This window comes from Mesorhizobium sp. BR1-1-16 (genome assembly GCF_020165495.1).
Taxonomy (GTDB): Bacteria; Pseudomonadota; Alphaproteobacteria; order Rhizobiales; family Kaistiaceae; genus Kaistia.
Genome location: NZ_JAIUIE010000001.1, coordinates 962,656 through 980,607, shown reverse-complemented (window position 1 = coordinate 980,607; position 17,952 = coordinate 962,656). Strand labels below are relative to the sequence as shown.

Here is a 17,952-nt window from a genome sequence, read left to right as displayed (position 1 = left end):
ATAGAAAAGCAATTTGGGCACCACCAGAGGAGCCGGCGGTGCCCAAATTTCAGCCATTACTGAGGAAGGTAGCTGCCGTCATAGATCAGCTCGGGCGTGAGGCCCGGCTTCATGCCACTGTATTTTTCCAGCAGGCTGATGGTCTGCTTGATGTCCTCGGGGGCGATCCAGCCGAAGGGCTTGCCCTTGCTGGCTGCGGTCTGGCGGTAATTCGGCATCACCTTGATTTCGCCGAGGATGATGTCGCGATCGGAGTCAGGACGCGCGGCCATGATGATGTCCGCGGCACCTTCGGGATCCTTGTCGACATCGGCTTTGCCCTTGGCCAGCCCGGCGAGGAAGCCGCGGACGATTTCGGGATTCTTGGCGAGGTAATCCTTGCGGACGATCACGCTGCTTCCGAGGATGTTGACGCCGTAGTCAGCGAAGAGGATCGGCTTTTCGATCGGCTTGACCTTGGCGATCTTGTCACCATCGGGGTTCGCCCAGACGTTGACGAAATCGATATCGCCCTTGAGCAGCGCGACCTGCTCGCCGCTATTGATGATGATCGTCTCGACCTTCGACATGTCGATGCCGTTCGCTTCCGCGAAAGCCGTGATCATGCCGTCCTGGAGGTTACCGGCGTCAGTACCGAAACGCTTGCCCTCGATGTCCTTCGGCTTGACGATGCCCGAACCTTTCAGGGAGACGATCGATGACGGGTCCTTCTGCAGAAGACCGGCCACGGCGATGATGTCATTGGCGCCCGAGGCCTGCTGGGCCTGCGCCGTCGCGCCGAGACCGGCGATGCCGATATCGAAGTCGCCGCTGCCGACCGCCTGGATCGTCCCGGTGCTGCCATTGCCGTCGACGATCTCGACGTCCAGCCCCTGCTCTTTGAAATAGCCCTTGGCAGCCGCCACGAATGTCGGGGCATCGACGCCACCGGTGATATAGGCCAGGCGCAGGTGGACCTTCTTGAGATCCTGCGCCATGGCCGGCGACAGGGTCACAGCGCCCATCATCGCCAGCGCCGCGAACGGCGCGGCCGCCCGCATGAATTTGTTCATCATCTGCATTCCCGTCCTACCGCTCAGTGTTGGCATTCAGATGGTATGCCACGGGAATATCTTGAGTCAATCTGCTTTGTCGCTATATTGAGCAAGAACATTATGTGACTATTTTTTGATCATAACGCTCGGATCGTTGGCAGATGCCAAGACCTGAATACATGCCGGCAAGTGATTGATACATTTTGATTTTCGGCCACGGCAATGGGCCCGGATTACGAGCTGGTCCGCCTTCATATTGAGCGGTGGCCACCGTCGCGGTGCGTTCGGATCAGGGGCGAACTACCAAACGCAGCAGGTCACGCGTCGCGTCAGCGCCCATTGAGCCGGTACCACGGCCTCGGTTCGGGCAAGGTCCAATCGCGGTAGAAGTCTTCGATATAGGGCAAGATCCGCCGCGAGAAGCTGGCACGCGCCAGCTCGTCCGGGCGATCGGGGCGATCAAGATCCGCCGCTAGCGCCGCGAAGACAGCCTCCCGGTCGATAAACGTGAAGCGGCCATCGCGATAGACGACGCGGCCCTCGATCATCGTGGCAGTGACGTGCTCGGTCTTTGCGCGGTGGATCAGCGCCATGACCGGGCTCACCGAATCGGACGTGAAGGGGCGCGTCATCCGGGCATAGTCGAGAACGACCAGATCGGCGCGCTTGCCAATTTCGATCGATCCGATCTCGGCCCCGAAGCCCGTGGCGTTGGCGCCGTTCTCGGTCGCCATCTGGAAAATCTGGGCCGGCGTCAGCGGTGTTTCATAGAGGCCTGGAACGCAATGCAGGTGCTTGACCAGCCGCATTTCCTGCAGCATGTCGCGATCATCGTTCAGCCCCGCCTCGTCTATGCCCAGCGCGACCGGGATGCCACGCTTCAGGAACTCCTTGACCGGCGCGATGCCACTGCGCAGTCGCAGGTTGGAACTGGCATTGTGGCAGATGCAGACGCCATGGCCGTGGATCAGGTCGAGGTCGTTCTCGTCGATCCATGTGCCATGCCCGAGTGTCAGATGTGGGCCGAGAAAGCCGATATCGGCCAGATGCGCTACGGAGGACTTCCCGAACCGGCGGCGCGAGAACTCTTTCTGATACGGCGTTTCGGAAAGATGCAGATGGATGCCGATCCCGTATTTCCGCGCCCATTCGGACGTCAGGGTCAGCAGGCGATCGGAAGCGCGCTCGAGATTGATCGGCGCCAGCCAGAGACGGACCAAGGGATCGTCCCGCGCACCGAAACGCTCGATCATCGGCTGAAGATAATCAGTCTCGAAGTCCTCAAGCCGAAAATGCGTGCGCTTCAGAAATGCGGATGCGTCCTCGCGGAGATCGGTGGGTAGCGAAGCGATGAAGACATCGTCGTCTGCATAGACCAGGCGATGCTGGTCCCGATTGCAGCAGGCGTAGCTGACGCGCATGCCGATATCGCGATAGGCCGAGATCACGGCGCTCGCAGGATCCGGCCAGCCCGCGACGGGCGCCGGCATCATGCGGCCGAGATGCTGCACCGCGGTCACGCCGGAGGCGATCAGTTCAAAGGCCGAATAGAGCGTGTCGAGATAGGGATCGGGGCCGCGATGCCGGATCTGGTGCGTGAGCCAGAGTTCGAGCGGCAGATCGGGACTGCCGAGTTGCACAGGCGTCATCCCGACATGGTGATGACTGTCGACGAGCCCCGGAATGACGAGGCTGTCGGCATTGCCGATGATTTCGACGCCGGAATGCGCTGCGGAGATGTCGGCGAACGACCCGATGGCCGCGATCCGGCCGGCCACCTGGAGTATCGCGGCATCATTCAACGTCTCGACTGTGTCGTCGTCGATTGTCCGCGTCAGGATATGCCGACCGCGGACGATCGATGTCCCGGCAAGATGGACGCTCGCGCCCTTGTCCTTGATCATGTGGCGGGCTCCCATCCGGCCGACATCGAGAAAATGTCAGTCGGCGCGCAGGACGCCGGCGGCTACGGCATTGGCGATCGCGCGTTCATGCACCGGCACGAGGTCTGCGACCGTCTCGATCGGCGCTTCGGCCAGCGCGTTGGCGGGATAGAGTTCGGCCGACGCATAATGCGACTTGTATATTTCGAGACGCTGGCGGAGCAGTCCGTTGCCCATGCCAGTATCGCGGCGCGCGGTCTGAAGCGCTTCGATATCGATCATCGCCGTGACCGAGACGCTCTCGGCCGCCTCGCCATCGAAGGCCAGATAGTTGCCGTTGAAATCGATGATCTGTGAGTGACCACCTTTTTCGTCACCGGAGAGCGAGAAGCCGATGCCGCCCGCGACGTTGGTGCTGATGAGGTAGCACATGTTCTCGGCCGCCCGGCAGATCTTGGCCGCCTCGGCCTTGGGCCCGATCGGCTCGTTCGACGGATGCAGCAGCACTTCGGCGCCGCGCAGCATCAGCACGCGCGAAAGCTCGGGGACGCTGATCTCGCCACAAGGGAAGATCGCGAGGCGTCCGAGTTCCGTATCGGCCACCGGAAAAATGCCGTCCTCGCCATAGGCCGCGCGATACTGATCGAGGATGTCATGCGGCGACGTCCAGCTCGCCGTGTTGATGCGCCGGTAGCGCAGGATCACCTCGCCCTTCGGGTCGAGCAGAAACGAAGAATTGAAATAGCGGTCGGGCCACAGCGGATCGACTTCGAAATGATTGCCGGCGATGTAGATGTCCAACCGTCGGGCGACGTCGGCTAAACGATCCGTGATCGGACCCGGGATCGTGGCGCAGGCCCGTTCGATCCAGTCACGCACTGGCGTCGCGCGCGGCGGCCCCTGGAATGCGAATTCCGGCAGCACAACGAGGCGTGGCGGAGTCGGACCAGCACAGGCGGCTTCGATCATGGCGATCGCGTTGGCGAGGTTGCCATCGATGATGGCCCACGCCTCCCGACGGCTGGTCGCATTGCTCGCGACGACGCTCCCCATCTGAATGCAGGTCGCCCGCCAAGGTTGAATGGCCATTCTGTTCTCCGCCAGTGCCCGTTCACGGGTTTGTTTTAGGTGTTCCATTGGAATACCAATGGCACACTCGCGCCGTCAAGCGCGACGCCGATGCGGGCGAACGATTTCCGGTTAGATGCCCCAGAGCGGGATCATTGACAGTTGGTATATCAATGGTCTACCACGCAAGAAAGCGAGGGGCATGCGATGGATCTGGTCATACCCGTTCAGGAGGCGCGCGAGCGTTCGACTGCGGGCAGCGCAGAGGTCAGCCTCAGCGAGTTCGCCTATACGCAGATCCTTGAATTGATGCTCTCCGGCAAACTCCAGGCAGGCGCCGTCCTTCAGGAGCGACGGCTGGCCGAAATGCTGGCGATCTCACGCACCCCCATCCGTGAAGCGCTTGGCCGCCTGGAAGCTGAATCGCTCGTCTCGCGGCGTCACGGACGCGTTCTCGTCGTGTCGGATGTGAGCGTCGAAAGCTATGTGAGCTTGCTTGACTTAAGGCGCATCATCGAAGTAGAGGCAGCCGCTCGTGCGACCGGACGAATTACTGTCGAACAGTGCAAGGCCATCGAGGTCGCCATAGACGAATTGCGCCGCGTGACGGTCATCACGCCCGCCCATCACTGGGCTGTCGACGAGATGGTTCATGGAACCATTGCCGAGGCCACCGGCAACCCTATGGTCGTCTCCGCAATCCGCGATCTGCGGCGACGAACCCACATCTTCAACACCTCGCGCATTCCCCATCGCCTCCTTCCAGGCGCCTCGGAGCATCTGGACCTGCTGCACGCCGTCACCGGCAATGATCCTGAAGTGTCGCGCCAATTGATGGGGCAGCATCTCGACAATGTGCGCGATGCGATCATCGATTTCATTCTGGGAAGACGGCGGTCGTGACCGGCCGGCCCTGGAACACGGCGAAAGGCAATCCGTATTGAGTTCCATTCTCATCGCCGGCGCCAGCCGCGGCATTGGTCGCGAATTCGTTCGGCAACTGCTTGAAAAAGGCTGGCGCGTGCTGGCGACAGCGAGGGATCAGGCGGGCTGCGCGGCCCTCGCCGAGCTTGGCGCCGAGCCCTTCATCCTCGACATCACGGACGACCGCTCCATCGCGGCGCTGGCAGCGAAGCTTGGAAGCACCCCGCTCGATGCGGTGCTCGCCAACGCCGGAATTTCCGGCGATCAGTCCATGCCAATGGAGGCCGTGACATGGGCCGAGATGGTTCGCGTGATGGACACCAATACGCTGGGCGCCGTGCTGCTGGTCGCGGCGCTGAAGCCTAACCTCCTCGCGGGCGAGCGGCGGCTCGCACTCGGCATGTCCAGCCTGATGAGTTCGATCTCATCCAACAATTGGGGCACGCAATATTGCTATCGCGCCTCAAAGACCGCCCTCAATGCCATGTGGCGTTCGCTGGCCGATGAATGGCGTGTCGACGCGATCACCTGCGCGCTGCTGCGTCCGGGCTTCGTGAAGACTGACATGACCGATCACAATGATCGCGGCCTGGATGTCGATGTCAGCGTCGCCGGCATGGTTCGCGTCATCGAACAGCTTGCCCTGGCTGATACCGGCCGTTGCATCGGCTTTGACGGGAAGGACGTACCGTGGTGAGAGCGCCGCTGCATGTCGTGATCGTCGGTATCGCGACGCCGATCGGCGCGGCGCTGGCCGGCCTCTATCGGAACGCCGGCGCAAGGGTGACCGGTTCGAACATCGACAGCGAGCTTGAGGTGGAGGCCACACGCCTTGCCAAGGAACCCATCGATATCCTGATTTTCGCCGATGCGTTCACCGCTCCTGGCGGCAGCGCGGCTAAGCTCAAGCGGAGCGCGTTCGAGGCCGGATTGTCCATGCTGGCTTTCAAGCCGTTCTGGCTTGCCAATCGGCACAAATCCGCCCTCGCCGGCTCCGACGGGCGCGGCAAGCTGGTTCTCATGACCCGCAGCGCCGCAACGATGACGGCTCCCGATCCGGCGGGCAGCTATCTGGAGCGGCCGTTCCGCGCGGCCGCCCATGCGCTTTGGAAGTCGATGTCGGTCGAATGGCAGCCGCTCGGCATCGACTGCCTCGTCGTGGCCATCGACGACGCCACGGCAGTTGATAACGCACTGCTCGCGACAATCAGCGACACCAACGTGCCGCCGGCGGGCTGCGTGCTCCAGGACGAGGCCGGCCGGCCGCTCGGCTGGTAATCGCCTTCAGGCGCCGAGATCAGCCCGCTTCAGGCGTTCGATTGTCATCAGGACACGCTCGGGCGTCGCCGGGGCGTCCATGCGCGGCGCAATCCGATAGCCGGCGACGCTCGCGGCTGCCATGCCCAGCGCCTCGAACACCGAGAGCGCCAGCATGAAGGGCGGTTCGCCGACGGCCTTCGAGCGCCCGATCGTTGGCGCGTGGTTCTCCGACCACTCCGCGAGGCTGACATTGAAAACCTTCGGCACATCGGAAACGACGGGGATCTTGTAGGTCGACGGTGCATGGGTGCGCAGTTGGCCCTTGGCGTCCCACCACAGTTCCTCGGTCGTGAGCCAGCCCATGCCCTGGATGAAGCCGCCCTCGATCTGACCGATATCGATCGCGGGATTGAGCGAGCGGCCGACGTCGTGGAGGATATCGACGCGGTCGACCATGTATTCGCCGGTCAGCGTATCGACGGTGACTTCCGAGCACGATGCGCCATAGGCGAAATAGAGGAACGGATGGCCCTTGCCGGCGTCGCGGTTCCAGGAGATGCCGGGCGTCTTGTAGAAGCCGGCGGCCGAGAGCTGGACACGGCCGAGATAGGCCTGCTCTGCAAACTGGGCCCATGAAAAGCGCTTGTCGCCAACGACCACTGCATTCGGCTCGAACAGGACGGTTCCGGGAGCAACGCCGTATTTCTCCGCGGCGAATGCGATGAGCCGGTCGCGGATCTGCTGCGCCGCGTTTTCGGCCGCCATGCCGTTGAGGTCAGAGCCGCTGGATGCGGCTGTCGAGGAGGCATTCGGGACCTTGTCCGTCGACGTCGCCGAAACCTTCACATGATCGAGGTCGATCTGGAAGACGTCGGCCACGACCTGCGCAATCTTAGTGTGAAGCCCCTGCCCCATCTCCGTCCCGCCATGGTTCAGATAGACCGAACCGTCGCGATAGACATGGACAAGCGCTCCGGCCTGGTTGAGCGCCAGCATGGTGAAGCTGATGCCGAACTTGAGCGGTATCAGCGCAATGCCGCGCTTCAGGATCGGTGATTTCTCGTTAAAGGCGAGGATTTCGGCGCGGCGGCGCGCATAGTCCGCGCTCGCCTCGAGTTCGCCCACCAGCCGCCCAAGGATATTGTCGGAGATCGTCTGGTGATAGGGCGTGACGTTGCGCTCGGTCTCGCCGTAGAAATTCGCCTTGCGGATTTCGAGCGGATCCTTGCCAAGCGTGTAGGCGATGTCCTCGATCCAGCGTTCGCAGGCCAGCATGCCCTGCGGTCCGCCATAGCCACGAAACGCTGTATTCGAGACAGTGTTGGTGCGAAGCGGCAGCGAGCGGACGCGCACGGCCGGATAGAAATAGGCGTTGTCGGAATGCGTGAGCGCACGATCGGTGACGCCGCGCGAGAGATCGGCCGAGTGGCCGCAGCGCGCCGCAAAGACGGCGTCGACAGCTTCGATCCGGCCCGCTTCGTCGAAGCCGACATCATAATCGACGACGAAATCATGTCGCTTGCCCGTCATCTTGATGTCGTCATCGCGATCGGGACGCAGCTTCACCGCGCGCTTGAACGTCCGTGCCGCGATGGCGACGACGCAGGCGAAGAGATTGCTCTGCGATTCCTTGCCGCCAAAGCCGCCGCCCATGCGCCGCACCATGACAGTGACAGCATGGGCCGGCACGCCGAGCACGCGCGCCACCATGCGCTGAACTTCATCGGGATGCTGCGCGCTCGAATGCACGATCATGTCGTGGTCCTCGCCGGGAATGGCGAGCGCGATCTGGCCTTCGAGGTAGAAATGCTCCTGTCCGCCGATCGTGATCGAACCGGAGACGCGGCGCGGCGAATCGGCCAAGGATGAGGCGACATCGCCTCGCTCCAGCGTCAGGCCGGGCGTGACCAGTTTACCGCCAGCATTGCGGGCCGCAGCGACGTCGAGCGCTGGAGGCAATTCGCGATAGGTGACCTTGGCGAGCCGGGCAGCGCGACGGGCGGCATCACGGGTCTCACCGATGACGACAAAGAGAGGCTGACCCGAGAAGGTGACCTTGTGCGCGGCAAAGACCGGCTCGTCATCCTTGTGCGATGGGCTGATGTCCCCCTCGCCCGGAATATCATCGGAGGTCAGCACGCCCACGACGTCAGGCGCGCTACGGACGGCATCGAGATCCATTGCGACGATATCGCCATGGGCAATGGTCGAGAGCCCGAGATAGGCGTGCAGCGTGCCGGCAGGCTCGACCATGTCGTCGATGTAGTCGGCACTTCCGGCGACGTGCTTGTGGCCGGAATCATGCCGGTGAGGCGCGCTCATGCCACCGACGATCGACTTGCGTTCGACGAGCGTGTCCATCAGGCGACCTCGTGGCGCTGGATGCTGACTTCGGGCTCACCGTGCATTTCGAGAAAGAAGCGCGACAGGAGGTTCTTCGCGACCAGCATTCGGTATTCAGCCGATGCGCGCCAATCCGACAGAGGCTGGAAGTCCTCTTCAAAGGCAGGCAAGGCAGCCTCGATCGCCGTGATTGTCCAGGGCGCACCGATCAGCGCGGCTTCGACGGCCCGAGCCCGTTTGGGCGTTGCTGCCATGCCGCCATAAGCGATGACAGCATCGCGGACGATACCGCCCTCGACATGCACCTGGAAGGCGCCGAGCACGGCTGTGATGTCCTCGTCACGCCGTTTGCTGATCTTGTAGGCCGCGAAGAAAACGTCGGGCGGCGGAATGGGAACGGCGATGCTCTCGATGAACTCGCCTTTCACCAGATCTTGCCGGCCATAGGCGATGAAGAAGTCCTCGAGCCTTATCGTTCGCCGCGTACTGCCCCTACGCAGCGTGAGTTCTGCGCCGAGCGCGATGAGAGGCGGCGGCGTGTCGCCGATCGGCGAGCCATTGGCTATATTGCCGCCGATCGTGCCCATATTGCGCACTTGCCCGCCGCCAATGCGATCCCAGAGTGGAACGAGTTGCGGGATGTGCTCCGCGATCGTGGCGAACGAGCGGCTGTAGCTGACGCCGGCGCCAATGCGGATGACGCCGTCATCGACCGTGATTTCGTCCATCAGCCCTTGTATGAAAATGACCGGCGCGATGTCGCGCATGAACTTGGTCACCCACAAGCCGACATCCGTCGATCCGGCGATGAGCGTGGCATCCGGCATTTCCTGCCGGATAGTCGCGAGATCATCGACATCGGCCGGAATGATGAACGGCCCCCTCGGGGAAGACACGGTGACCCGATGCCCGTCCCGCAGGGCCTGCAGCCTGTCGCGCATGGTCTTGCGTTCGACCTCGAGCGCATCGGCAGCGGCTTCGCCATAGTTGGAAATCGCGCCAGCTGCCCGCACGATGGGCGCATAGCCCGTGCAGCGGCAGAGATTGCCTTGCAGCGCCTTTTCGATTTCCGGCAATGAAGGTTCTGGATTGGTCAGCCAGAGCCCATAGAGCGACATCACGAACCCGGGCGTGCAAAAGCCGCACTGGCTCCCATGATAGTCGACCATGGCCTGCTGCACCGGATGCAGCGTCCCGTCGGTGCGCCCCAGATGCTCGACGGTCACGACATGACAGCCATCCAGCGAGCCGACCAGACGGATGCACGCATTGATGCTCTCATAGATCAATCCGGACGCATCGAGCCGCCCGACCAGCACGGTGCAGGCGCCGCAATCACCCTCTGCGCACCCTTCCTTCGTTCCCCGCATGACCCTGTCGAGGCGCAGGAAGTCGAGCAAGGTCCGATCCGGTGCAACTTCGGACAGCGTGACGAGGCGATCGTTGAGGTAGAAACGGATGTGGGAACGAATGGGCGGCAAGGGAATATCCCGCGGAATGCCTATGGTACTTCCTTGGTATTCCACGTGGCCGACTTTGGCAATGCGGAATGGCCGGGGGACCGCTCCGAGTTCCTCACCTGTCTGGTTCGTCAAGCGTAGCGGTCGAGGCTCAGATCGCTTGTGTCGATGGCCGCTGGCTTGCCGCTGACGAGGTCTGCCAGGACCTGACCGGATCCGCAGGCCATCGTCCAGCCGAGCGTACCGTGGCCGGTGTTCAGATAGAGATTGGGGTAGCGGGTCGCGCCGATGACCGGCGTGCCGTCCGGGGTCATCGGGCGAAGGCCCGTCCAGAACGTCGCGGCCTGCAGGTCGCCGCTGCCGGGGAAGAGGTCGCTCACCGACTTCTCCAGCGTCGTGCGCCGGGCTGGTGGCAGGTCCTTGCTGAAGCCTGATATCTCGGCCATGCCGCCGACCCGGATCCGGTTGCCGAGCCTCGTGATTGCGACCTTGTAGGTCTCGTCCATCACGGTCGAGATCGGCGCCCGGCCGGCATCGATGATCGGAATGGTGATCGAGTAGCCCTTGACTGGATAGACCGGGACCGACAGGCCGAGCGGCTTCAGCAGCGGCGATGAATAGCTGCCGAGCGCCGCGACATAGACGTCTGCGCTCTCTAGCCCTTGGTCAGTCTCGACGCCCAGGATGGCGCCGTTCTGCTGGCGCAGGGATCGGATATCGCTGCCATACCGAAAGCGGACGCCGCGATGTTCTGCCAGCGCGGCAAGCGCCACCGTGAACTTGTAGCAATCGCCCGTCTCGTCATTCGGCAGGCGCAGGCCTCCTGCGATCATGCCCCGGACGCCGGCGAGCGCCGGTTCTGCGGCGATGCAGCCATCGGCATCCAGCACCTCGAACGGAACGCCATCCTCGCGCAGAACGGCGACATCCTTGCCGATGCCGTCGAGTTGCTTCTGCGTGCGGAAGAGCTGCAGCGTTCCCTGCATCCGCTCGTCATATTGGATGCCCGTCGCCGCACGAAGCTCGATCAACTTGTCACGGCTATATTCGGCGAGGCGGACCATGCGGCTCTTGTTCACCGCGTAGCGGCCCGCCGTACAGTTGCGCAACATCTGCACCAGCCAGGCCGCCATCGCCGGATCAAGCTTCGGCCGCAGCACCAGCGGAGCGTGCTTCATGAGCAGCCAGCGGACCGCCTTCTGCGGAATGCCGGGTGCCGCCCAGGGCGATGAATAGCCTGGCGAGATTTCGCCGGCGTTGGCGAAGCTGGTTTCGAGGCCAGGGCCCGCCTGGCGGTCGAGCACGGTCACCTCGTGTCCGGCTTCCGCGAGATAATAGGCGGACGTTACGCCGATCACCCCCCCGCCAAGGATCAATACTCGCATTGCCGCCTCGATTGCGCATGAAGGCCATGTGCAAATGAAACAGGCGCGACGCAGCCTGTATCGCTTGCCATGCAGTTGGAAGCGTCAGCCATGAATGACGGGGCGATCGATCGTGCCCTTGCGAACGATGACATTGCCATAGAATGCCGTTTCGCCGGTTGCCACAACGGCAAATGCTTCGCTGGCGCGGCGATAGAAAGCGTGGCGCTCCAGCAGTTGTAGTTTGACGCGATCATCCGCAAGCGCTGCTGCGGCGCTGATCTCGGCATGCATGGGAACGCGTTCGTCGGGGTTGCCGATGACTTCCATGCCAAGGACCGGGTCCGGCTCGGACTCGTCGATCGGCAAAACCGCCAGGATGGCGCGCAGCACCCGGCGGAGGCCGACGCCATCGAGCCGAACGAGGCGCTTGGCCACGGTGGTCGCCGGGAAGCTGCCATCGGCGATGACGATTTCATCGCCATGCCCCATGGCACGCAGATGCGACAGCAATTCGGGCGTCAGGACAGGATCGAGGCCGATCAACATCGGGAAGCTCCATCGGATGGAATGAAGGGACTGGGCGTCTTCGGCCCAGTTGGCAATGAAAGGGTCGAGCGCGCGTCGAACTCAGCCGAGCGCCGCGGCTGCGGGGATCGGCGCGGACGCGGCGATGAGGCCATCGGCCAGCAGATCCCCCCAGAGGTCCGGCGGAATGACGACGGAATAGAGGGCGACATTCTCCCGGATCTCTTCCGGCGTGCGGGCGCCGGTCAGTGTCGCGGCGACGGCCGGATGGGCGGCCGCAAACTGCATGGCTGCGGCCTTGAGAGGAACGCCGTGTCGCTGGCAGACCTCTTCGATGCGAAGGGCCCGTTCAACCAGCGACGGGTCGGCATCGACATAGTTGAACTTCGCGTTGGCGCGCGGATCGGCCAGGATGCCGCTGTTATAGACCCCCGCGGCGATGACCGAGATGCCGCGCTCCTCGCAGAGCGGCAGGAATTCGGCGAGCGCGCCCTGATCCAGCAGCGTGTATCGGCCCGCGAGCAGGAAACAGTCGAACACGCCGTCCCGCGCAAATCGGGCCAGCATCTCGCTCTGGTTCATGCCGGCGCCGACCGCCCGGATCAGCCCCTGCGTCCGCAAGCTGTCGAGCGCCCGGTAGGCGCCGTTCAGAGCGGCTTCGTAGTGATCGTCGGGGTCGTGAATGTGGAGAATGTCGATGCGGTCAGCATCAAGGCGGACCAGGCTTTCCTCGAAGGCGCGCATGACGCCGTCATAGCTGAAGTCAAAGACAGGCCGCTCGGGCGGCGTCCCCTTGTAGTAGGCGTCCTCGCCGGTCGGCTCGGAAGGAACGCGCAGAAGACGACCGACCTTGGTCGCCAGGACATAGTCCTCGCGCGCCTTGGTCTTCAGGAATGCGCCGAGCCGTCGCTCGGATAGTCCATTGCCATATTGTGGCGCGGTGTCGAAAAAACGCACGCCGGACGCCCAGGCCGCTTCAAGGGTCTGAAGGGCGACGTCATCGGGAACGGGTGTGTAGAGCCCGCCCAGGGGCGCGGTGCCCATTCCCAATTCCGCGACAACGCATGACGAACTGCCGAGCCGGTGCTTTTCGAAGATCATCTGTCACTCCTGAGATTGCGCCGACCTTGGCCGATCGCGAAAATCGCGTCAACGAAAATATTCGTATACGAAAATCACTATTGCATTTGGCAAATTGATGCGCCAGCTTGGGGTCTCGACCGATCTGGAGCAGTGATGTCCGAAACTCCCGACTTTTCCCGTGGCGCCGCCTTTTGCGACGGCCACTTTGTGCCGATATCCGACGCGAAGATCTCGGTGCTGGACTGGGGTTTCACGCGCTCCGACGTGACCTATGACGTCGTTCATGTTCGAGACGGCGCGTTTTTCCGACTGGCCGACCATCTCGATCGGTTCGAGCGTTCCTTGAGGGTCTTTCGCCTCGCCCCGCCCTATGGCCGTGACGAAATAGCTCGGATTGCGGCGCAATGCGTGGTGCTCAGCGGATTGCGCAACGCTTACGTGGCGATGGTCTGCACCCGCGGACGGCCGAGGATCGCCGGTTCACGCAGGCCGGCAGACTGTGACAATACGTTCCTGGCCTACGCCATCCCGTGGATCGACGTGATCCCGCTCGATGTCCAGGCGAGAGGCGCGCATATCTGGATCGCCAGCACGCAGCGCATTCCGCCGCAATCGATCGATCCAACGGCCAAGAACTACCATTGGGGCGATCTGACCCAGGGCCTCTTCGAGGCGCATGATGCGGGCGCCGATACGGCAATCCTGCTGGACGCCGATGGCTTCGTCACGGAAGGACCCGGCTTCAACGTCTTCATGATCCGCGACGGAGAAGTCCTGACCCCGGACCGCGGCGCGCTGGAGGGAATTACCCGACAGTCCGTTCTCGATGTCTGCGCGGCTGCCGGCATCCCGGCACGCGTCGCACCGCTGCGCGCGGAAGATTTCCTGGAAGCCGACGAGGCGTTCTGTGCCACGACGGCCGGCGGCGTCATGCCGGCATCGCGCATCAACGGCCGCATCCTGTCGAACGATCGACCCGGCCCGATCACCATGCAGCTGCGCGAACTCTATTGGAAATTGCATCAGGCGGAGCGGCATCTGACGCCGCTGAACTTCGACGATCCTGAACAGCCTTTCAAAAACGACTGGCGCAAAGCCACTCCAGAACCAGAGGGATATCGCAATGAACAGACGTGAGTTCCTGACTTCGACAGGCATGGCCCTTGTCGCCGCCACGGGCGGACTTTCGATCGCAGCCAGCGTCGCCCGTGCCGCGACCAAGGAGCTGCGCGTCCTGACCTGGGAAGGCTATGCCGACGAACAATGGGTCAAGGAGTTCGAGCAGGCGAACGACGCGACCGTCAAGATCAGTTACACCGGCAGCGTCGACGAGATCTTTGCCAAATTGCTCGCGACCAATGGCGACGACTTCGATGTGATTGCAATCGAGACGTCATCCTACAAACGCCTCGTCGAACAGAAGTTGCTGCAGGCGCTCGATCTTACTTTGCTGCCAAATCGCGCCAATCTCGGACCAACCTTCGCCAATGTCAGCTCGATCGTCTTTGACGGAAAGACCTATGCAGTTCCCTTCGCATGGGGGTCGATTCCGCTCATCTACGACCGAAAGGTGTTTTCGGAGGCGCCTACGAGCTGGTCAGTGTTCTGGGACGAGAACTATAGCGGTCGCGTGATCGCCATGGATGATGCGACCAACGCCATTGTCACCACCGCGCTTCTGCTCGGCATCAAAGACCCCTTCAACATGTCCGCAGATGATTTCGCCGCGGTGAAGGCCAAACTTATCGACCAGAAGAAATATGTCCTGACCTATTATGCCGGCTTTGACGATGGTGTCTCGATCATGGCGCAGGGCGGCGTCGATGTGATGATGTCGATGGGCGAGCCACAGGTCCAGATGCTGCAGAAGAAGGGCATTGACGCGGCCCTGACGATTCCGAAGGAAGGCGCGATCGGTTGGATCGACTGCTGGACGATCAGCGCCGGTGCGCGCGATGTCCCCCTCGCCCATAAGTGGGTGGACTTCATGCTCGACAAGCGCATCGGCAACTACATCAGCGAGAAGACAGGCTACGGCAATACCACCGATCTCGCGGCAAACGAGAAGATCGGCCTGAATTATGCCGACCGGCTCGTATTCCTGCAGGCTCCGGAAGACCAGGGCAAGCGCATTGATCTCTGGAACGAAGTCAAAGCAACGCCCGCCCCCTGATCGCATCACAAGGAGCCGCGCATGCCGCAACACGCGATATTGAACCTGGTGGGAGTGAGCAAATCCTATCGGGATGTCGAGGTTTTGCAGCCGACCGACCTGGCGATCGAGGATGGTGAATTCATCACCGTTCTCGGCCCCTCGGGTTCCGGCAAGACCACGATCCTTCGAATGATCGGTGGTTTCACAGCGCCGACAAGCGGTCAAATCCTGTTTCAGGGCCGGGATATTGTCGATGTCCCGACGTTCCAGCGGCCGTTCAACACCGTGTTCCAGGACTATGCCCTGTTTCCGCACATGCGCGTCGTCGACAATGTCGGCTACGGGCTACGCGTGCGCGGCGTTGCAAAGGCGGAAATCGCACGCAAGGTTGCGGAGGTCCTGCAGATCGTCGATCTCGGCGACAAGGCTGATCGCTTTCCAAATGCGTTGAGCGGCGGCCAGCGCCAGCGCGTTGCGCTGGCCCGAGCGATCATCTGCGAGCCGAAGATCGTGCTCCTGGACGAGCCACTTGCCGCACTCGATGCCGAACTGCGGCGCTCGATGCAGGACTTCCTGAAGGACCTGCAGCGTCGCATCAAGACGACCTTCATCTTCATCACGCACGACCAGCAGGAAGCCATTTCGATGGCGGACCGCATAGTGGTGATGAACCATGGCAAGATCGAACAGATCGGCTCGCCACGCGAAATCTATCGCCGGCCCGGCAGCGAGTTCGTCGCCCGCTTCTTCGGCGAGAACAACCTGATACCCGGCATCGTCGAGCAAAACGCTGCTGGAGAGGCCTGCATCGACAGCGCGCTCGGGCGGGTTATCGTTCCGCGCGATGCTTCCCTGGCCGTGGGAAGCAAGGTGGTCATGGCGGTCCGGCCCGAGCATATCAAGCTGGTTCCGGCAGGATCGACCGTTTCTCAGTCGGTTGCGGCGGAGGTTCGCTCCGTGACCTTTCTGGGCGCGACGTCGCAGATCGCGCTGACAATCGCGCCGCAGGGTAATTTCGCCATAAGAGTCAGCCTACCGACCAACGATTTTCCGTCTCTGTCCGTTGGCGATCAGGTCGTTGCCGCCTGGGCCCCCGACGACCTCACGATATTGCACTGAGCTCATGACAGTCCTTCCATCAGTTCCGACAGAGATCGACCGACTGGCAATGCCGGGGGCTCGACCGCGTCGCCGTCATCCGGGCGCGATGATCCGCTGGTCGCTCGTCCGGCTCGCTGTCTATGGCATTCCGACCTTGCTGATCCTTTGTCCGATGGGGCTGTTTCTGCTCTCGAGCTTTTGGTCCATGTCGGGCAACAAGATGAGCCACAGCTGGACGCTGGCGAACTACCGCGCCTTCTTCGCCAATGCCAGCTATTGGGGCATCTACCTCCAGACGATCAAGCTTGCCGGCATCGTTGCCCTATTCGGCCTGGTCAGCGGTTATATCGTCGCCTATCTGATCTGGCGGCAACGCGGGCCGCTCCGCTATATGCTGTTGCTCTTCAGCGTCATCCCGCTCGCCATGAACTACATCGTCAAGATCTACGCGATGCGCGGTATATTGGGCTTCAACGGTGTGCTCAATTCCGCGCTTGTCTGGAGTGGCCTTCTTGCCAAGCCCAGCACGATGTTCGTGTTCAATCAGACGGCGGTGCTGATCGCCATGGCCGTCATCTATCTGCCATTTGCGATCCTGCCGATTTTCCTGTCGCTTGAGCGGATCCCCCATTCGCTTGTCGAGGCTTCAGCAGACCTCGGTGCGCCGCCCGGACAGACGTTCCGCCGGGTCGTGCTCCCGCTCAGCCTGCCCGGATCGGTCGTCGGCGGTCTGTTCGTGATGGTGCTGTCGCTCGGCGACTTCCTCACACCGCAAATGGTTGGCGGCAGCCAGGGCTTCACCTTTGGCCGGGCCATATGGAGCCAGTTCGGGATGGCATTCAACTGGCCGTTTGGCGCTGCGCTTGCTGTCATGCTGCTTCTGGCCATCGCCATCATCCTGATCGCAGCGCGGCTTCTCACCCGGTATCGGAGGACGTCATGACGAGGAGCGAGCGCATCACGATTGCCGTTCTTTGGGTTTTCGCCAGCTTCGTCTTCGTCCTGCTCTATGGGCCGGCGGTCCTGGTCGCGACACTCTCCTTCTTCGACATGGACCGAGGCCAGATCGCATGGGGCAGCTTCTCGCTGGCCCATTATGCGAGCCTGCTTGAGAACAAGTCCATTCTCGCAGCGCTCGGCAACACCTTGATGGTAGCGTTCACGTCCGTGGCAATTGCCACGATCCTCGCGCTCGGCCTCGCCTACTACATGCGAACCGGTGAGCGACGCGGTCGCGCCTATGTCGAATTCATCATCTTCCTGCCCTTCGTCCTGCCGGCCATCATCACAGGCATTTCGCTGCTTGTGGCGTTTCGGGAAGTCGGCGTCGACCGAGGCCTGACCACCATCGCCATCGGCCATATCGTCGTGGTGATCGCGATCATCTACCGCATGGTCATGGTGCGCCTGGAAGCGCTTGAGACATCGCAACTCGAAGCCTCCGCGGATCTCGGCGCAACGCAATTCCAGACATTCCGGCTCGTCGTCGTGCCGCAGCTCGCCTCGGCCATGGTGACTGGGGCTCTGCTGGCCTTCACGATCAGCTTTGACGAAACCCTTGTGACATTCTTTCTCGCCGGGAGTGATCCGACACTGCCCTTGCGGCTCTGGGCTATGATGCGGGTCGGCTTCTCGCCCGAGATCAATGCGCTCGTGACGATCGTGTTGCTCGGAACCATGGTGCTGGCGACGCTTGGAGCCTTGTCGCTCCGGCGCGGCATAGCAAAAGAACGGGCTTAGGATCGGGAT

The 17,952-nt window shown here is 62.3% G+C and carries 16 protein-coding genes; 8 read left to right on the top strand and 8 right to left on the bottom strand.

Annotation, left to right across the window (positions count from 1 at the left end; genetic code table 11):
• Positions 1–56: 56 nt before the first annotated feature.
• From LB518_RS04700 to LB518_RS04690, 3 genes are all read right to left on the bottom strand, one after another.
• Positions 57–1,055 (bottom strand): ABC transporter substrate-binding protein, encoded by a 999-nt coding sequence (locus tag LB518_RS04700; RefSeq protein WP_224573605.1) that lies wholly within the window; start codon positions 1,053–1,055, stop codon positions 57–59.
• Between the two features lie 308 nt (positions 1,056–1,363).
• Positions 1,364–2,938, bottom strand: coding sequence for an amidohydrolase family protein (locus LB518_RS04695; RefSeq protein ID WP_224573602.1), 1,575 nt, complete (start codon positions 2,936–2,938; stop codon positions 1,364–1,366).
• 36 nt (positions 2,939–2,974) lie between these two features.
• Positions 2,975–4,006, bottom strand: coding sequence for a nitrilase-related carbon-nitrogen hydrolase (locus LB518_RS04690; RefSeq protein ID WP_224573601.1), 1,032 nt, complete (start codon positions 4,004–4,006; stop codon positions 2,975–2,977).
• A 141-nt stretch (positions 4,007–4,147) separates the two neighbouring features.
• Between LB518_RS04690 and LB518_RS04685 the strand changes: the two genes are divergently transcribed.
• Genes LB518_RS04685 through LB518_RS04675 form a run of 3 tightly spaced genes read left to right on the top strand, consistent with a single transcriptional unit; the run spans position 4,148 to position 6,187 of the window.
• Complete coding sequence (locus tag LB518_RS04685) at positions 4,148–4,888, top strand: GntR family transcriptional regulator (protein ID WP_224573599.1); 741 nt, start codon at positions 4,148–4,150, stop codon at positions 4,886–4,888.
• 37 nt (positions 4,889–4,925) lie between these two features.
• A complete protein-coding gene (locus tag LB518_RS04680; RefSeq protein WP_224573597.1) occupies positions 4,926–5,606 on the top strand; it encodes an SDR family oxidoreductase in 681 nt (226 codons plus the stop codon).
• Positions 5,603–6,187, top strand: coding sequence for a Rossmann-fold NAD(P)-binding domain-containing protein (locus LB518_RS04675; protein ID WP_224573585.1), 585 nt, complete (start codon positions 5,603–5,605; stop codon positions 6,185–6,187). Before LB518_RS04680 ends, LB518_RS04675 begins: the two co-directional genes overlap by 4 nt.
• A gap of 6 nt (positions 6,188–6,193) precedes the next feature.
• Here LB518_RS04675 and xdhB read toward each other — a convergent pair whose 3' ends face one another.
• The 5 genes from xdhB to LB518_RS04650 form a co-directional block, all read right to left on the bottom strand.
• Positions 6,194–8,530, bottom strand: a complete 2,337-nt coding sequence (gene xdhB, locus LB518_RS04670) for a xanthine dehydrogenase molybdopterin binding subunit (protein ID WP_224573583.1) — start codon at positions 8,528–8,530, stop codon at positions 6,194–6,196.
• Positions 8,530–9,993, bottom strand: coding sequence for a xanthine dehydrogenase small subunit (xdhA, locus tag LB518_RS04665; RefSeq protein WP_224573581.1), 1,464 nt, complete (start codon positions 9,991–9,993; stop codon positions 8,530–8,532). Before xdhA ends, xdhB begins: the two co-directional genes overlap by 1 nt.
• A gap of 110 nt (positions 9,994–10,103) precedes the next feature.
• Positions 10,104–11,357 carry a D-amino acid dehydrogenase gene (locus LB518_RS04660; protein WP_224573578.1) on the bottom strand — a complete coding sequence of 418 codons (1,254 nt, stop codon included), beginning with the start codon at positions 11,355–11,357 and terminating at the stop codon, positions 10,104–10,106.
• A gap of 84 nt (positions 11,358–11,441) precedes the next feature.
• Entirely contained in the window at positions 11,442–11,885 is a 444-nt protein-coding gene (locus LB518_RS04655; protein ID WP_224573576.1) for an RbsD/FucU family protein, read from the bottom strand.
• A gap of 81 nt (positions 11,886–11,966) precedes the next feature.
• The gene (locus tag LB518_RS04650; protein ID WP_286198545.1) at positions 11,967–12,908 is read right to left on the bottom strand and encodes an aldo/keto reductase; all 942 of its coding nucleotides are present in this window, start codon (positions 12,906–12,908) and stop codon (positions 11,967–11,969) included.
• A gap of 39 nt (positions 12,909–12,947) precedes the next feature.
• Here LB518_RS04650 and LB518_RS04645 point away from each other — a divergent pair, with 39 nt between their 5' ends.
• From LB518_RS04645 to LB518_RS04625, 5 genes are read left to right on the top strand one after another with little or no spacing between them, the layout of a single operon-like run.
• Positions 12,948–14,084: an aminotransferase class IV gene (locus tag LB518_RS04645; RefSeq protein WP_224573572.1), complete on the top strand. Its 1,137-nt coding sequence runs from the start codon at positions 12,948–12,950 to the stop codon at positions 14,082–14,084.
• Positions 14,071–15,120 carry an extracellular solute-binding protein gene (locus tag LB518_RS04640; protein ID WP_224573570.1) on the top strand — a complete coding sequence of 350 codons (1,050 nt, stop codon included), beginning with the start codon at positions 14,071–14,073 and terminating at the stop codon, positions 15,118–15,120. The genes LB518_RS04645 and LB518_RS04640 overlap by 14 nt, the downstream gene beginning before the upstream one ends.
• 21 nt (positions 15,121–15,141) lie before the next feature.
• On the top strand, positions 15,142–16,221 hold the full coding sequence (locus LB518_RS04635; RefSeq protein ID WP_224573568.1) for an ABC transporter ATP-binding protein: 1,080 nt from the start codon (positions 15,142–15,144) through the stop codon (positions 16,219–16,221).
• Between the two features lie 49 nt (positions 16,222–16,270).
• Positions 16,271–17,146 carry an ABC transporter permease gene (locus LB518_RS04630; RefSeq protein ID WP_224573566.1) on the top strand — a complete coding sequence of 292 codons (876 nt, stop codon included), beginning with the start codon at positions 16,271–16,273 and terminating at the stop codon, positions 17,144–17,146.
• Positions 17,143–17,943 carry an ABC transporter permease gene (locus LB518_RS04625; protein ID WP_224573564.1) on the top strand — a complete coding sequence of 267 codons (801 nt, stop codon included), beginning with the start codon at positions 17,143–17,145 and terminating at the stop codon, positions 17,941–17,943. The genes LB518_RS04630 and LB518_RS04625 overlap by 4 nt, the downstream gene beginning before the upstream one ends.
• Positions 17,944–17,952: the final 9 nt, after the last annotated feature.

Excerpts from the sequence above, each read along its gene's own strand:
- LB518_RS04635 (WP_224573568.1), top strand. The coding sequence starts at position 15,142 with ATGCCGCAACACGCGATATTGAACCTGGTGGGAGTGAGCAAATCCTAT.
- LB518_RS04630 (WP_224573566.1), top strand. The coding sequence starts at position 16,271 with ATGCCGGGGGCTCGACCGCGTCGCCGTCATCCGGGCGCGATGATCCGC.
- LB518_RS04695 (WP_224573602.1), bottom strand. The coding sequence starts at position 2,938 with ATGATCAAGGACAAGGGCGCGAGCGTCCATCTTGCCGGGACATCGATC.
- LB518_RS04655 (WP_224573576.1), bottom strand. The coding sequence starts at position 11,885 with ATGTTGATCGGCCTCGATCCTGTCCTGACGCCCGAATTGCTGTCGCAT.
- LB518_RS04650 (WP_286198545.1), bottom strand. The coding sequence starts at position 12,908 with ATGGGCACCGCGCCCCTGGGCGGGCTCTACACACCCGTTCCCGATGAC.
- LB518_RS04640 (WP_224573570.1), top strand. The coding sequence starts at position 14,071 with ATGAACAGACGTGAGTTCCTGACTTCGACAGGCATGGCCCTTGTCGCC.
- LB518_RS04625 (WP_224573564.1), top strand. The coding sequence starts at position 17,143 with ATGACGAGGAGCGAGCGCATCACGATTGCCGTTCTTTGGGTTTTCGCC.
- xdhB (WP_224573583.1), bottom strand. The coding sequence starts at position 8,530 with ATGGACACGCTCGTCGAACGCAAGTCGATCGTCGGTGGCATGAGCGCG.
- LB518_RS04660 (WP_224573578.1), bottom strand. The coding sequence starts at position 11,357 with ATGCGAGTATTGATCCTTGGCGGGGGGGTGATCGGCGTAACGTCCGCC.
- LB518_RS04690 (WP_224573601.1), bottom strand. The coding sequence starts at position 4,006 with ATGGCCATTCAACCTTGGCGGGCGACCTGCATTCAGATGGGGAGCGTC.
- LB518_RS04700 (WP_224573605.1), bottom strand. The coding sequence starts at position 1,055 with ATGATGAACAAATTCATGCGGGCGGCCGCGCCGTTCGCGGCGCTGGCG.